Source organism: Flavobacteriales bacterium, from assembly GCA_016713875.1.
In the GTDB taxonomy this organism is placed as follows: Bacteria; Bacteroidota; Bacteroidia; order Flavobacteriales_F; family PHOS-HE28; genus PHOS-HE28.
The window spans coordinates 18,488-34,030 of sequence record JADJOI010000003.1; the positions used below are offsets into that span (position 1 = coordinate 18,488).

17 protein-coding genes and 2 pseudogenes are annotated in these 15,543 nt (G+C 57.4%); all 19 read left to right on the forward strand.

Translation table 11 applies throughout. The annotated features are described in order from the left end of the window. Positions 1-371 precede the first annotated feature (371 nt). The 19 genes and pseudogenes from IPJ87_01530 to IPJ87_01620 all read left to right on the forward strand — a co-directional run bounded on the left by IPJ87_01530 (position 372) and on the right by IPJ87_01620 (position 15,518). On the forward strand, positions 372-2,108 hold the full coding sequence (locus IPJ87_01530) for a hypothetical protein (protein ID MBK7940554.1): 1,737 nt from the start codon (positions 372-374) through the stop codon (positions 2,106-2,108). Further along, entirely contained in the window at positions 2,105-3,415 is a 1,311-nt protein-coding gene (locus tag IPJ87_01535; GenBank protein MBK7940555.1) for a MotA/TolQ/ExbB proton channel family protein, read from the forward strand. The genes IPJ87_01530 and IPJ87_01535 overlap by 4 nt, the downstream gene beginning before the upstream one ends. An 18-nt stretch (positions 3,416-3,433) precedes the next feature. Next, on the forward strand, positions 3,434-4,009 hold the full coding sequence (locus tag IPJ87_01540; protein ID MBK7940556.1) for a hypothetical protein: 576 nt from the start codon (positions 3,434-3,436) through the stop codon (positions 4,007-4,009). Beyond that, entirely contained in the window at positions 4,009-4,701 is a 693-nt protein-coding gene (locus IPJ87_01545; protein MBK7940557.1) for a hypothetical protein, read from the forward strand. Before IPJ87_01540 ends, IPJ87_01545 begins: the two co-directional genes overlap by 1 nt. A gap of 13 nt (positions 4,702-4,714) precedes the next feature. Next, entirely contained in the window at positions 4,715-5,530 is an 816-nt protein-coding gene (locus tag IPJ87_01550) for a hypothetical protein (GenBank protein MBK7940558.1), read from the forward strand. A gap of 224 nt (positions 5,531-5,754) precedes the next feature. Next, positions 5,755-6,747: pseudogene (locus tag IPJ87_01555) on the forward strand (methylmalonyl-CoA mutase). A 7-nt stretch (positions 6,748-6,754) separates the two neighbouring features. Continuing rightward, positions 6,755-7,360, forward strand: a complete 606-nt coding sequence (locus IPJ87_01560; protein MBK7940559.1) for a Crp/Fnr family transcriptional regulator — start codon at positions 6,755-6,757, stop codon at positions 7,358-7,360. A 130-nt stretch (positions 7,361-7,490) separates the two neighbouring features. Then, positions 7,491-9,215 carry a multicopper oxidase domain-containing protein gene (locus IPJ87_01565; GenBank protein MBK7940560.1) on the forward strand — a complete coding sequence of 575 codons (1,725 nt, stop codon included), beginning with the start codon at positions 7,491-7,493 and terminating at the stop codon, positions 9,213-9,215. A gap of 63 nt (positions 9,216-9,278) precedes the next feature. Next, positions 9,279-10,019 carry a T9SS type A sorting domain-containing protein gene (locus tag IPJ87_01570; GenBank protein ID MBK7940561.1) on the forward strand — a complete coding sequence of 247 codons (741 nt, stop codon included), beginning with the start codon at positions 9,279-9,281 and terminating at the stop codon, positions 10,017-10,019. A gap of 93 nt (positions 10,020-10,112) precedes the next feature. Continuing rightward, a complete protein-coding gene (locus IPJ87_01575; GenBank protein MBK7940562.1) occupies positions 10,113-10,793 on the forward strand; it encodes a T9SS type A sorting domain-containing protein in 681 nt (226 codons plus the stop codon). A 7-nt stretch (positions 10,794-10,800) separates the two neighbouring features. Further along, positions 10,801-11,250, forward strand: coding sequence for a hypothetical protein (locus IPJ87_01580; GenBank protein MBK7940563.1), 450 nt, complete (start codon positions 10,801-10,803; stop codon positions 11,248-11,250). 61 nt (positions 11,251-11,311) lie between these two features. Next, the gene (locus IPJ87_01585) at positions 11,312-12,040 is read left to right on the forward strand and encodes an acetolactate decarboxylase (protein ID MBK7940564.1); all 729 of its coding nucleotides are present in this window, start codon (positions 11,312-11,314) and stop codon (positions 12,038-12,040) included. A gap of 27 nt (positions 12,041-12,067) precedes the next feature. After that, positions 12,068-12,748: pseudogene (locus tag IPJ87_01590) on the forward strand (methylmalonyl-CoA mutase). After that, positions 12,748-12,951 (forward strand): hypothetical protein, encoded by a 204-nt coding sequence (locus tag IPJ87_01595; GenBank protein ID MBK7940565.1) that lies wholly within the window; start codon positions 12,748-12,750, stop codon positions 12,949-12,951. The pseudogene IPJ87_01590 and the gene IPJ87_01595 overlap by 1 nt, the downstream one beginning before the upstream one ends. Positions 12,952-13,098: 147 nt before the next feature. Continuing rightward, positions 13,099-13,404: a DUF4160 domain-containing protein gene (locus IPJ87_01600; GenBank protein ID MBK7940566.1), complete on the forward strand. Its 306-nt coding sequence runs from the start codon at positions 13,099-13,101 to the stop codon at positions 13,402-13,404. Then, positions 13,401-13,733, forward strand: coding sequence for a DUF2442 domain-containing protein (locus IPJ87_01605; GenBank protein MBK7940567.1), 333 nt, complete (start codon positions 13,401-13,403; stop codon positions 13,731-13,733). Before IPJ87_01600 ends, IPJ87_01605 begins: the two co-directional genes overlap by 4 nt. After that, a complete protein-coding gene (locus IPJ87_01610; GenBank protein ID MBK7940568.1) occupies positions 13,730-14,074 on the forward strand; it encodes a hypothetical protein in 345 nt (114 codons plus the stop codon). The genes IPJ87_01605 and IPJ87_01610 overlap by 4 nt, the downstream gene beginning before the upstream one ends. Positions 14,075-14,331: 257 nt before the next feature. Beyond that, positions 14,332-14,598 (forward strand): transposase, encoded by a 267-nt coding sequence (locus IPJ87_01615; GenBank protein ID MBK7940569.1) that lies wholly within the window; start codon positions 14,332-14,334, stop codon positions 14,596-14,598. Positions 14,599-14,618: 20 nt separating this feature from the next. Further along, positions 14,619-15,518 (forward strand): IS3 family transposase, encoded by a 900-nt coding sequence (locus tag IPJ87_01620; protein ID MBK7940570.1) that lies wholly within the window; start codon positions 14,619-14,621, stop codon positions 15,516-15,518. Positions 15,519-15,543: the final 25 nt, after the last annotated feature.

A 15,543-nucleotide genomic window follows, 5' to 3' on the forward strand; every position in this document is an offset into this window, starting at 1 on the left:
TAACCCTTGTCATTGCTGTCTGCGCCGTGACCGCCATTGCAACTGGCGCTGCACTGTTGCAGTCTCAGAAACCGGGTGACAGGATAGGGTTGCCGTATAAGGCTCCATGTACTAGTCATGGTGACCGGTGTAATCTCTGTAGGGTTTACGAGAAGGAAGAAGCATATCGAAAGGGCAAGATCACGAAGGAGCAACTACTTCGTTTCATCGAGTCGGAGTTGGCATGGGAGCGAGATAGCTGCGGAACCGTATCTCCGATCTGCAGGGGTAAGCGCAATGTTTGCTATGACCGTAGTGCGCGATTCTCGGTACATCGGGTCATATGGAATGGAACGAAATGCGATGAGTGCAAGACCACGGGGGTAGAATTGGTGAAGCCACAGTTGGAACGCGGGCCCGACAGGAAGAACAAGTTTGAAGTGGTCTTACGACCGACAAAGAAGCAGTTAGAGGAAGGCCGTATCGACGTTGATGAAGATCCTCTTTGGCTTGAGAACCGGCTGTACTATGAATGGGAGGAATTGGACGATGCGGAGGTGGCGCCTCCGGATTATGGGATTGTCGTGCCTAGTGGGTATGATGACGTGGTTTGGCGACTTCTTCCGACACCCGGTGGCAATGTGAAGACCGACGTGATTGAGGGATTACCGGCCTCCGCATTTGACGATGCGGGTGGTTCCGGGGATTTCGTCACTCACCTGTCGCGGGCTGTGATATGCGACCCGACTGCACGTATAGTCGAGGTGACAGGTGGGATCACTGGTACGATCGCTCGTATGGTGTTCGGCACTTACTTGAATCGTCCGTTTCTGTTCGGCGATGGATACTCAGGGAAGGGGGCATTGGAGACGTATCGAGTTGTAGAAGCAGGAGATGCTACGGGAGCAATCATCCAAAGCCTGAGCAGGGCGCCTGTTCAATCTGGACCACTACATGGGGTAATAAACTTGTGGTTGGCTAACGGTGCAGAGAAGCCTGCGGTAGTCAAAGGAGCCCTGAAGCATACCAACTTCCTTGAACAGGATCCCAAGACGGCGATCGGCAATCCCCAGACTGGCATGTCCTACTCATCTGACCTAGCGAAGAGGATAGCAGGTACCCAACCGGGCCAGCTGGATTATCTGTTTGATTCCAACGACCGTTATTACGTGAACACCCCAAGTACGCCGGTGCATTGGTTATCGGGCTTTAAGGGAAAGTATGGCATTGACCCGACTGGTCATTTGCACCTTCTTGCGATCGCCGATCCGAACCTGGGGATCATCACAGGTCAAGCCGCGCACGATAGCGTTCCCAATGTGCTCGTCTTCACCTACGGATCTTCGAAGAGCAAGGTGTACTCTTGGACATGGAAGAATGGAGAAGCGCCTACACAACGCCTCTTGATCGACGGTTCTGAACAGAAGTTCGAGCTAACCGATGAGATGCTCTCAGACTACGTTCAGGCACTTAATACAGCGGGCTGTTCTTCCGATGAAGACAGCTTGTTCATTGGGATGGCCCTTGGTCGAATTAAGCGGGATGAAGTCGTTTGGCTTGATTGGTTTCGCGAAGGTGCTGGTGTGAATGACCGACTTGTGCTGTGTGCGGCCGGTAAGGTGCAGAAGGCGCGGGATGGCGTGATGTCAGTGTCCGTCACGAGGATCGGTGATGGGCGAACAGGTGTCAAGGTCCCATTGATTCTCAAGCTGACGGACGCGGGTAGTGAGCCGGTGGCCTTGCACGCCTTTAGGAAGCGGTATAGCTCAAACATGGGCTGGAAGAAGCCGACACTCTATGAGAAGGTCCTTGCCAATCCTGTACCTCAGGATTTCTGGCTGAGCCTTACTCCGGACAGAGTCGGTATTGTGACAGCCTTCCGCTCAAATCGTTACGTCTCGGTCTTCCTACAGGACAAGCGAAGGCGGTTTCAGTTTGGCCCTGACTTATGGGAAGACATGCGGGACAGCATAGCAGACGACCGACTCATTTACATACCTGGTGGAGCGCCAAATGACCCCGGTGTCCTTTTGAGGAGTTGCCTCAAGAACGAACACGGCTGGGAGCGCAACTATTGGCGGGCCAACCCTCTCGGTTATTTTGATCGCGTACCCAACTCACGCCTATGAACGCTCCACAGTCGAACAGTTCCAGTTCATGGATCGAGGCCCCGATGCTCCGGCTTTATGGGTCGAAGAGCGACAGCGATTCGCCGCTGGACGTGCCACGCAGGCTGGTCACGCGAAGTTGCATTGTGGCTATCATCCTTGGGGTCGTTCTTTCGAACCTCGTGCTTAACGGCCTATGGAAGTTGGCTGAAGCGAACCTGAAGTCGCAAGAGTTGAACTTGGGTGCATACGTGGACTTTGAGGACCCTGCTGACCCAAGAGTGCTGCGGGCGAAGAAGCTCCTGCCGCCTGAATTGCACAACAAGGTGAAGCCGGAGCAACTCATCAATGACCCCGATGTTGATTCACTACTGCGCGATGACGTGATCACGTATGCGGACGCGGAAACCTTCTTGAGTGCGGTGGCGGGCTGGGACAGAGACAACTCACCAGCCTCGGTACTGTTGATCGGAAATCTTCGATACGACTACTTGGGCATCGCGCCTTTGTTCGACCCCGAGCCTCCGTCTGAAGTTCTCGGTAGAAGCGAGTACGATAGGCCCAATTTCAGGAGCATTTCGGTTCTTGAGGGTCGTGACTTGAAGTACGCGCTGGGCATGGAGCTTGTAACCCGGTTACGAGAGAAGCTCACAACCAACTACTTCACTCCAAGGAGGATGCTCCAGGCCCTTGGTGGTGCAATCCAGACCATTACGTTCATCATTGCGATCTGGGGCTTGCTCATCGTCCTCTTGCGTTGGTATTGGTTGCTGATCCAGCAGCGGGTACTCCACACGGGCAGACTCATCGTGGACCAGGAGCGGCCGGAGGGTGTATGGGAAGTGCTTACGACGAAACCTGACAGATCGCCGCTCTTCAGTGAGTACATCGAACGATACGGGGATGCATTCGTAGCGGTGCGCTTCCTTCGGGAGGCGATTGCCAGCAATGCGATCGCCACTGAGGCGCCACGGTCATTTGTGGATGACCGAGTTGACCTGATGGAGAGCCGTGTGCTCAAAGGAGAGTACCTCTTGCTGGACTACATCAACTATGCGATCCCGAATCTGGGTTTCATCGGCACAATTCTAGGGATCATCAAAAGCATGCAAAGTGTAGTAGGCATTCTGAAAAGCAGTGGTGTGTTGGACATGGTTGAGGCATTTGACAAGGTTGGTGGCGCATTGGGCCTGGCTTTCGACACAACCTTCGTTAGCTTGGTCTGGGTCCTAGTCCTCAGCTTCATGATAGCCCGTTTGCAGAAGCGTGAAGCGGAACTGTTCGATGCCTTGCGGGAGAAAGGAGTGCTCTTCTTGGACCGCAAGTGATCCCTTCCAACAGAAGAAATGGGGCGCAAGCGAGAAGCATTCGGATTGAGTTTGCTGGACGTTCTGAGTAACGCACTGGTGGGTGCTATCGTGCTCATGCTCATCGCTTCGATGTTTACCCGTGTACTCAGCGATACGGCTGTGATCGACGACGCAGGCGACAGTGACATACAAACGCTGCAACTGGTTAAGCCCACCGATAAGCGGCGCAGCGATTATGTCTTGAACATTGCGCTGACCATGAAGGGAGGCATTGACGTCCCGTACGAGGTAGTGCCGGAGTTGATCGAAGGAATCGACCCTCTTGCCTTTGACACCTGTGTTGAAGTGCTACGCGGGGCTTATGGTGATTCACTTTGGTTGATCACACGCTCTTGTACCTGGCCACATGGTGCCTGGGGGGTAAGGGTTCGTGCCCTGGGGTCGGCCCGGGATGTACCGGATTCCGCCTTGGTGCATTACAATCTGGGAGTCAATCCCATTGGTGAGAACTACAACAGACGATTGGGTGTCCCCCCGTCCTTCGATACGAAGTATTTGATCGAGATCAAGGAGGGTTGCCGGGATTCCGTGCCTTGTATCACTACCTACTGATGAAGGCGCGCATCGATAGCTTCATTTCACGCAAGTCGCGGACCGCGATCGGGCTTTCAATGCTTGATGTCATCAGCAACGCCCTGGCCAGCATCATTTTGCTGTTCTTCGTCTTGGTGGCACTCAGAGCACTACCCCCGCCGCCCGAACGAGTAATGGGCGTATTGATCGTGGACTATGAGGTGACTTGGGATGCCATGGCTGAGAACGACATCCGCAAACGCCAGCCTGAGATCGAGATCGGGTTGCGCGGCCCGGATTTCCGAGACGTGCAGCCGCAGCCGCGCTTTGGGTCAGCCGTTGAATCGACCGTGGGCGATCACGCTTTCGATACTGGGGAAGCGAAACGGATTAGTGGTGTTTGGCCAACTGCGAAGGTGCTTCAGTCAGCAGAACCAGGTCGCGTACTAAAACGCGTATTCTATCTGAACCCTGAGTGCCCTTCTGGACAGAATCCGTGTACGTGGGAAGCTTCAATGGTCTATGTAGATGACACCGCCTTCTATGACCTTGGATTCGACAAGCTGCCGGATGCGACCATGCGGATACAAGCGTGGTTCGTAAAGCCTGCCCAAGGAGAGCTGCTCAAGCGAGCCGATACTACCGTTTGCCCAACGCGATTTCCGACGGAGCTCAAAACATGGGAGTTCACCATTCCCACCTACCAGCGCGTCGAAGTGGCAGGTCACTAGCCCAAGATTCAAGATGACTAAGGAACAAGCTGTCATTCTTCTGGGCTTGGCCCCAGGATGCACCAATGAACAAGTTCTGCGGCGGTATAATGAACTTCGTACGAAGGTAAAATTACAGTCGGTTGATGCTTTACGCAGAGGTGAACAGATGGACCTGAGTTCCCAATCTGCGCGGTTTGCAGAGCTTCAAGCCGCTTATGTTGTGGTCTGTCCTGAAGTACCATTGCCTGATGAGTGGATCGTAGGTTCTTGGGGAGCATGGGGGCCTTGGAAGGCAAACAAGCGCGAGCGAAGACGTACAATAGTCGCACAGGGCAGCCCGGATCCCGATGCGAAACCCGACGAATCTGAGCATGAGATTCGGGAACCGAAGAAGCCGGTCATTGAGTCGCTCAAGCAACGATTTCTTGTCACGGTCAATCTAACCCCAGCATGGATTTTGACAGTGTTGTTTACCTGGTTAGTCGCTGTTCACATAGCGGCAATCGTGCTTTTTTCGGGCTCGGATTCCACAGCATCGGAAGAGGTCCATTCTCCCGATGATTACGGCTCCGCAGAGCGGCATCAAGCCGAAGCAGAAAGTACGGAACACCCATCATTGTTTTACTCTCCCGTCTACGAACGTGTTCATATGAAGACCTATGGGCGCGAGGTGAAGTCGGTCAAACTGGTGACTACAACTGGACCGCATGTGGAACGGGACATGCTCATCATAGATGGACCTGACGGGAACATCAACATGAACTATGTCGACACAGGACTCTACATCTTTCACGTGGAATTTCAGGACGGTACAAAGTTGGAACAGCCACTATACGTTTGGCGCTAGACGAGTTTGCGGTAGTCGCGCGATAGGCTCATTCGCGTGAGCGGGCGAAGCGGCAGCCCGGCGCAGGCAGGGCCTTGCGGATGCGCGCAACGAGGAGGCGACGAAGGAGCCCCCGCAGTGCCGCAGCCGCTGGCCCTGACATGTCCGGCTAAAGCGTAGCACGCGACCCGCGCGGAGATGTGTGGGTGAGCGAGGGGCACGCCCAAACAACTCGCAGCAGTACTATCGACCAGAAGGTCCGCAACTTCTACAGCGTCAGCATCAGCGGCTACCACATCGCGGAGGCCGGGGCCAACCCCATCTCGCAGCTCGCCTTCACCCTGGCCAACGGCTTCACTTACGTGGAGTACTACCTGAGCCGGGGCATGGACATCAACGCCTTCGCGCCGAACCTGAGCTTCTTCTTCAGCAACGGCATGGACCCCGAGTACGCCGTGATGGGCCGTGTGGCGCGCCGCCTCTGGGCCAAGGCGCTCAAGCACCGCTACGGCGCCGACGAACGCAGCCAGATGCTCAAGTACCACATCCAGACCAGCGGCCGCAGCCTCCACGCGCAGGAGATCGACTTCAACGACATCCGCACCACCTTGCAGGCGCTCTACGCCATCTACGACAACTGCAACTCGCTGCACACGAACGCCTACGACGAAGCAATCACAACACCGACTGAAGAGAGTGTTCGCAGGGCGATGGCGATCCAGTTGATAATCAACAAGGAGTTGGGATTGGCGAAGAACGAGAACCCCTTGCAAGGCTCATTCATCATTGAAGAGTTGACGGACCTGGTGGAGGAAGCGGTATTAACGGAGTTCGATCGGATCACGGAACGGGGCGGTGTGCTCGGTGCGATGGAAACGATGTACCAGCGTAGCAGGATACAGGAAGAGAGCTTGTACTACGAGACCCTGAAGCACACGGGAGAGTATCCCATCATCGGAGTGAACACCTTCCTATCGAGCAAGGGTTCGCCGACGATCTTGCCGAAAGAAGTCATACGCGCAACAGAGGAAGAGAAGGAGGCTCAGATAGCGACCGTCGAGAACTTGAAGCAGGCGTACTCGGAAGAGGCGGCGAAGGCGATCAAGGATCTACAGCAAGCCGCGATACGCAATGAGAACATGTTCGCTGTCTTGATGGAAGCGACGAAGTATTGTTCGTTGGGGCAACTGACTGCTGCCATGTTCGAGGTTGGTGGGCAGTACAGGAGGAATATGTGAACGGCGAATGAGCAGGCTTTTCAAGACCGCGCAACTACAAAGAGAGCTCGATCGATCGGCGGCCAAACGCACGTTCACGAGCGGTTCGGAACTGATGCGCTCTGGTGATCGGGTTTCACATGTCCCCATCGTCGTGACCGGGACCATCCGGGTGCTCATGAAGAACGACAATGGGCTTGAGCGATATCTCTATCACATTTTCCCGGGTGAAACCTGCGCCATGGCGATCCACTCATGCCAGCAGCATGTGGGCAGTATCGTGCGTGCCGTGGTCGATGGCGAAGCGGAACTACGGATGGTGCCTGCCCACTGTATGGCGGAGTGGATGAAATACCCGGAATGGAGTGCCTACATCAATGCGGCGCAAGCGCACCGTTTTGGCGATCTGCTACAGGTGGTTGAGTATGCGGTCTTCAAAAAGCTGGACGATCAGTTGTGGCATTACTTGATCCAGCGCGCGAAAGCGGCGGGATCCCAAGAGCTGCACATCACTCAGGAGTTGATCGCTGCTGAACTCGGCACCTCGCGCGAAGCGATCACTCGGCGCCTACTGCTGATGCAGGAGCGCGGCATTATCACAGTGGGCCGAAAATGCATCCGGGTCTTGAATTAATAGGCCGCTTTTGCGGTAGACAGGAATCCAAGTCTTGGACGTTATTGCCTTCGGTCGCGTGATCGCGATCACGGAGGGCAGGGGAGCTACGGTAATAGTATTGTGGTCAGGAAAGCCATACACGATCAAGATGAAGCACACGATCAAGATGAAGCACACACTCGTTTGCGGGCTGTTCACCCATGCGGCAGTATCACTCGCACAGAACCCGTTGCCTATACCCGACACGCTGTCTGGAGCGGACATCAACCTCGTGATACAGGAGGGAACGTATGAGTTCCACGCAGGTGAAGTGGTGAACACCTATGGCTACAATGGCGACCTGCTTGGCCCCACGCTGATCCTTCAACAAGGCATGCCGGTAACGTTGAATGTGAGCAACACGCTGCCCGACCTCACTACCACGCATTGGCACGGACTGCATGTGAGCGCTGAGAACGATGGGGGCCCGCATTCGTTGATAGCGCCGGGTACCACGTGGTCGCCTTCATTCACCGTATTGGACAAAGCCAGCACGTTCTGGTACCATCCACACGGCCATGGCCTCACGGATTTCCAAGTGAGCATGGGTCTCGCCGGTATGATCATCGTGCGCGATGCGGAAGAGGCAGCCCTTCAACTGCCGCGCGAATATGGCGTGGACGATATTCCCTTGGTCTTGCAAACAAAAGCGATCGTGGGCGGGCAGATCATGTTGCACACCGGGCTCGACAGCGTGGTGCTGGCGAACGGCGTACGCGATGCCTACAAGGAATTGCCCGCACAAGTGGTGCGCCTGCGTTGCCTGAACGGAGCCAGCGAGCGCACCTTTCTGCTCGGTTTCAGCAACGGGATGTCGTTCCATGTGATCGGTACCGACGGTGGCCTGCTTGCAGCGCCAGTGTCCTTGACGCGATTGCGCTTGATGCCCGGAGAACGGGTTGAACTGCTCGTGGACCTGGTGGGTATGACCGGACAGGCGTTCCAATTGATGAGTTATGGGGCGGAACTGCCCGATGGCATCATCGGCTCGGCGCAGGTGAGCATGGGCGGGGCCACATTGGATGGGTATGAAGACAACGCCCTGAACGGGGCCAACTTCCCGCTGGTGAGCTTTACGGTCGGCTCGGCGACGGTGGATCCCGTCACCATCCTTCCATCAGCGCTCGCCACGGTTGTGCCATACCTGGAAGCGAACGCTACGGTTACCCGCACATTCACCCTCGCGCCCGAAGTCATGGGACCGCTCGGGGCGATCGAAGGCCCCTTCGAGATCAACGGCAACCTCTTCGACATGGATATGATCAATGAGACCATCCAGCTGGGCGCTACGGAGATCTGGGAGTTCCAGAACAACACGGGGGTGACGCATCCCATCCACATCCACGACATCCAGTTCAACATCCTCGAACGTGATGGTGTGGCGCCCGATCCTTGGGAAAGCGGCTGGAAGGATGTGGTGATGGTACCCGGCCTTCAAGGTTCTGTACGCGTGATCACACGCTTCGATGATTTCGCCGATCCCGATATGCCGTACATGTACCACTGCCACCTGCTCATGCACGAGGACGAAGGCATGATGGGCCAGTTCCTCGTGGTGGACCCCAATGGCATCGGCGAAGCCGGACGCTTGGCTTCCATCGACTTGTGGCCCAACCCGGCGAACGATGCGCTGTGGGCGCAGTGGCCGGGGCAAGTGATCACGCAGGTGATGGTGCTCGATGCTTCGGGTCGCACGGTAGCTACCGCATTCGCGAACACGGCCAATGAGCGGGCGCGGATCAACACCTCGGCGCTGAACCCCGGATCGTACACCGTACTCCTCGCCAACCGCACTGGAAACAATACGAGGGGCCGGTTCATCATTGCTCGTTAGACCAAGTCCTTGCTGCCAACAGACCAACAACCCGACAACGAACACATCATCAACCAACAACACATGAAACACCTGCTACTCACTTCCGCCCTGGCCTGCGCCACGGCACTGAACGCCCAGACCACGGCTCTTGATTTCACCGCCAACGATTGCGACGGCATGAGCCATACGCTTTTCGCCGACCTCGACGCGGGCTACACCGTGGTCCTGGAACTGGTGATGATGGGTTGCCAGCCCTGCGTGGATGCTGCTCACAGCATTACCGACAACGTGCTACCCAATGTGAGCGACCCGACCATGGTGAAATACTACAGCGTGGGCTTTACGAACTCGATCACGTGCGCGCAGATGAACGATTGGAAGACCACGAACGGTTTTACCAATACCGTGTTCGCTGGCATGAGCGCGCAGACCACGTACTACGGCGGCATGGGCATGCCCACCATCGCCATTCTTGGCGGTGGTTCCGACCATACTGTTTGCCTTTCCCAGCTTGGACATAGCGACAGCGACAACCCGGCCATCATCGCTGCCATCAACACCTGCCTCGCAGGTGCGAGTGGTTTGAACGAGGTCGCGGCGCAACAAGTGGGTGTAAGTCCCAACCCAGCCACCGATGTGCTGACTATCGCTGGAACCAACTGGACCAAAGCACGCGTAACGGATATCCAAGGCCGTGAGGTGTTGAACGTTCAACTCATTGGCGGCAAGCTGGATGTTGCTGCTCTGTTGGCCGGTGCCTATGTGCTGCAACTGACCGATGCGAGCGGCGCCACCGGCATGGCACGTTTCGAGAAACGTTGAACAACGGGTGACGGGGGGGGCTGCATTCGCGTAGCCCCCCCTTCTTCGCAAAACAGAACACAGATGATGTGCAGACCGGATCTTCCTTTCCGCATGACAGCCGCCGCCACACTGCTGGCCACATGCATCCTTGATACTGTGGCGCAGGCCCCGACCTACAACATCGTGCCCAACGACACCATGGTTGGGGTTGCCCTGTTCAACGACGGACAGAACTTCACCATACTTCAACAGAACACCTCGGGCAACTCGCTTCAATTGGCGTGGGTACCGGTGTTAGTGGACATGCCCATTGGCTGGCAGTATTGGATGTGCGACTTCGGCCACTGTTACATCGACATCCCCGCCGCTGGTGGCACCATGGATCCGGTGATCCCGGACGACGCGGCCTTGATGAGTTTGCACGTTGCGCCAGGCACCGTTTCCGGTGAAGGGGTCGTACGGGCCTACGTGTACGATGTCAACTACCCCGCGCAAGGCGATACGCTCACTTGGTTGGTAGCCACCGTAGGTCAAGTTGGCATTGCTGAACTGGGATTGACGCGACTTTCCGTTTTCCCGAACCCGGCCACGGGCCACGAAGTCTTTATCACGACCAAGGAAGGCAGCATGGAGCGTGTGCGCCTCTTCGACGGTGCTGGGCGCATGGTACATGATGAAGTAGCCCACGGCGCACAGGTGCGTCTCTCCACCGCGCAATTCACCAAGGGGATGTACTCCGTAGTAGTCACGATGCGCGGTATGCGCACCCATACCCGGTTGGTGATCGAATGAACGGGGCATGCACCGCCCGCGGCGGGATACCCATGAACTCAACAACAACAACCGACCAAAACACATGAAGTACCTCCTCGCGCTCGCCGCATTCGCCGGCTGCTTGGCAACAGCGAATGCACAATGCACTGGCCACGGCAATGCCTCAATGGCCGATGGCAAACACGAATGCACGGCGGCCTGCACCACGGAAGCCCACGCGTACGCCCACGGCGAGAAGAACCACACCTGCACCGAGGCGTGCAAGACCGCCATGGCTGCTGACGGCAAAGGTGCTGCCTGCTGCGCCGGTAAGAAGGACGCGAAAGCCTGCGTGCCGGGCAAAGGGAAGGCCGATGCCCAAGCCGAGGCCGTGAAGGAACACGCTTGCACCGCCGACTGCAAGGACGGCAAACACACCTACGCCTGCGGCGAGAAGGGGCACGAGTGCAGCACCGCATGCACGCACGAACACTGAGCGTTCGATCAACAGCGAAGGCCCCGCACGATGCGGGGCCTTCGCATTTCAAACTCTCCCCATGTCCATCATGAAACACATTCATTTCCGCGCCCTTCTCTGTTCAATAATGGTCGCGCTCCTTACAGGTTGTGCGCCCGCACAAACCCGAACTTCCGTTGTGCGGATCACCGGTGCCATGCGCAACACCATGTTCAATGGCCAACTCGCCGGGCTCATCGCCATCGACAGCATCGCCAAGCCGGGTACCTACGGGCTCGGCCCGCTGGAATACCTGCGTGGGGAGTTGTTGGTGATCGATGGTCACTGCTACGTGGCAACTGCGACAAGCGACAGCACGATGATGGTTACGGAACAGCGGGATGTGAGCGCGCCATTCTTCGTCCATCAGCGGGTGAACACATGGACGCTAGTTGCGCTACCCGACAGCGTCATTGATCTTGCCACGCTCGATGCCTTTCTCACCACTGCTTACGGTATGCTCGGGGCTCCGTTCGCATTCAAGCTCACCGGAACCTTCACGGACGTGGATGCCCACATTGTTGACGTACCGCCGGGCACCGAGGTTCACGGGCCGGATGATGCGCATCGCGGGAACAAGAGCTACCACTTATCAGGGGCGGTGGTGGAAGCGGTCGGCTTCTTCTCCACGCGCCACAAGGCCGTGTTCACGCATCACGATACCAACATCCACGTGCATGCGATCACTGTCGACCGCAAGTGGATGGGGCATGTGGAGGAGTTGCGGTTCGAGCCACGTGCTGTTCAACTGAACGTTGCGGGGAACTAGCCAGCAGCTACCACATCCAGACCAGGCGGCCGCAGTTTGCACGCGCAGGAGATCGACTTCAACGACATCCGGACAACACTCCAGGCGCTGTACGCCATCTACGACAACTGCAACAGCCTGCACACCAACGCCTACGACGAGGCCATCACCACGCCCACCGAGGAAAGCGTGCGCCGCGCCATGGCCATCCAGCTCATCATCAACAAGGAGCTCGGCCTGGCCAAGAACGAGAACCCGCTGCAAGGCTCCTTCATCATCGAAGAGCTCACCGACCTGGTGGAAGAAGCCGTGCTCACCGAGTTCGACCGCATCACCGAACGCGGCGGCGTGCTCGGCGCCATGGAGACCATGTACCAGCGCAGCCGCATCCAGGAGGAAAGCCTCTACTACGAAACCCTCAAGCACACCGGCGAATACCCGATCATCGGCGTGAACACCTTCCTCAGCAGCAAGGGCTCACCGACGATCCTGCCCAAGGAGGTGATCCGCGCCACCGAGGAGGAGAAGGAGACGCAGATCGCCACGGTGGAGAACCTGCGCGCGGCCTACAGCGCGGAAGCGGCGAAGGCGATCAAGGACCTGCAGCAGGCCGCGATCCGGAATGAGAATATGTTCGAGGTGCTGATGGAGGCGACGAAGTACTGTTCGCTGGGGCAGCTCACTGCGGCGATGTTCGAGGTGGGGGGGCAGTATCGAAGGAACATGTGATGATCATCAGAAGGATCGCATGGATCGCGTTCTGCACCTGCGGTGCGCTTCTTCTGCTGTTGGAGTGCCTGGATCCCGTTGTGTCGTCCGACCCCGATTTCGGGTTCATCCTCATTTCCGGTGTCAGCGCCATGCTCCTTGGAGCCATTTCCGGGGCCTATTTGCTTTTGGGTTATCTGGTCCGATGGGCCAACAAGGGTTGAGCAACACATGAGCAGCAGGAATATGTTGGTGCTGATGGGGGCGAGGAAGTATTGATCGCTTGGACAGCTCACAGCAGCGATGTTCGAGGTGGGGGGCAGTACAGGAGGAACATGTAAGGCCCGGCGGGGCGTGTTACCTTTGGTTCAATGCCCAAGCTGTACGAATACTTCGGACTCATCTTCCTGTTCTACAGCGACGACCATGACCCCATGCACCTACACGTGCAGCATGGCGATCACGAAGGCATCATCATGCTCATCATCGTGGAAGGCAAGTTGGTGGAATTGCGCTGGCGGGCCAAGCGAGGCGCTGATATGCTGAATGAGAAGGAACAGCGTGAGGCAGAGACCTTCGTACGGGCCATGAAGGACGACATCGTCGCAAAGTGGACCGCCTTCTATGTCGAACACAAGCGCATCAAGCCCGAGCGCATCACCCGCCGCATCAAATGACCATCCCCGAGGACATCCGCATCAAGAAAGCCACCTACGTGGGTGACTACACCATCCGCATCACCTTCACCGATGGACACGTGAGCGAGATCGACTTCCATCCCTTCTTGAGCGCAGCGGGCCAGAACCCCATGAACAGCCAGTACCTGGATGTGCTGCGCTTCCGGCAGTTCAAGCTCCACCGCAACGTGGATGTGTACTGGGACGACTGGGAGATGTGCTTCCGCTTTGAAACGCTCTATACGGGGAAGCTCCCCAAGATGCCCAAACCCCTTGCCCGGCCTGTAAGGCGCAGCAGCCACACGCGAGCAACAGCATCGAAGGCATGATGGGTCAGGAAACCAGCGGCGTCAACACCTTCCTCAGCAGCGCGCCGTCGCCGAAGTCCGGCCGGACGGCGGACGTAGGTGACAAGGGCTCACCAACGATCCTACCGAAAGAGGTGATCCGAGCCACCGAGGAGGAGAAGGAAGCGCAGATCGCGACGGTGGAGAACCTGCGCGCAGCCTACAGAGCGGAAGCGGCGAAGGCGATCAAGGATCTGCAGCAGGCCGCCATTCGCAACGAGAATATGTTCGAGGTGCTCATGGAGGCGACGAAGTATTGCAGCCCTGGACAGCTCACTGCGGCGATGTTCGAGGTGGGGGGGCAGTATCGGAGGAATATGTAGGGTGTTTGGGCGTTCCGGCGCTCAAATGCAGCGCCGTCAGGCCATCCGCTTTAGCCGGACTTGTCGCGGCCAGCGGTCGCGGCGCTGCGGTGGCTTCCTTCGGTCGCCTCCTCGCTGCACGCGTCCGCGAGCCCGCTCCTGCGCCGGGCTGCCGCTGCTGTCCCTTACGCGGACCAGTTATCAACGATCGCGGAACCCATGTAAGCACCCCCTGAAACAGGTGCAGGTGAACGTAGAAACACCTAACCTTGATCAGGATGAAGAAGAGCAGATTCACCGAGACGCAGATCGTTGCGATGCTGCGCGAGCATGAGGCGGGCAAGAAGGTGGCGGACCTGTGCCGGGAGCACGGAGTAAGCCAGCCCACGTTCTACCAGTGGAAGGCCAAGTACAGCGGCCTGGACGCCAACCAGCTCAAGGAGTTCAAGGAGCTGAAGGCCAAGTATGCCCGGCTGGAGAAGATGTACACCGAGGCGCAGATGGACCGCCAAGTGCTTAAGGAGATCATCGAGGGAAAGTTGTAGGCCCGGACGATAAGCGAGAGATCGTACGCCGGCTGGTCGAACAGCGCCAGTACAGCGAACGCCGGGCCTGCAAGCTGTTGGACTTGAGCGCGAGCGTGTACCGCTACGTGCCCAAGGAGAAGAACGATGCGGAGGTGATCGAACACATGATGCGGGTGGCGGAGAGCGAGGCGCAGTGGGGCTTCTCGTTGATACGGATCCACATGCGCAACGAGGGCTGCAAGGCCAACAAGAAGCGTCTGCATCGGATCTACAAGGAGTGCAAGTTGCCCCAGCGCAAACGCACCAAACGCCGTGTCCCCGAGCGGGTGAAAGACCCGATCGTGCTGCCCATCGGGCCGAACATCACCTGGAGCATGGACTTCATGCACGATGCGCTGGTCACTGGCCGCAAGTACAGGACCTTCAACGTGATGGACGACTTCAACCGCGAAGCGCTGTGCATCGCGGTGGACACTTCACTGCCGGCCCCTCGTGTGATCCGGGAGCTCGAACAACTCATCGAGTGGCGCGGCAAGCCCGAACGCCTGCGCATGGACAACGGCCCGGAGTTCATCGCCCAGGCCATGAAAGAATGGGCGGCAACCAACGGCATCGAGTTCACCTACATCCAGCCTGGCCGGCCCATGCAGAACGGCCTGATCGAGCGCTTCAACAGGACCTACAGGACCGAGGTGCTGGATGCCTGGATCTTCGAGTCCCTCGAACAGGTCCGGCAGATGACCCAGGAGTGGATGTGGCGCTACAACCATGTGCGCCCGCACGCTTCGCTGCTCCGCCTCTCGCCCCGTGCGTTCCTGTTGAAATGTGGACAACTCCCTGCCCACTACGCAGGCTCACGCGCGGAGTTCCCCACAGTTCAACAGGACATCCACAACACCACCACACCAAGAAGTACCTTTACAATGCACTGCGCCTAAAATGGGGGTGCTTACACCCACACCG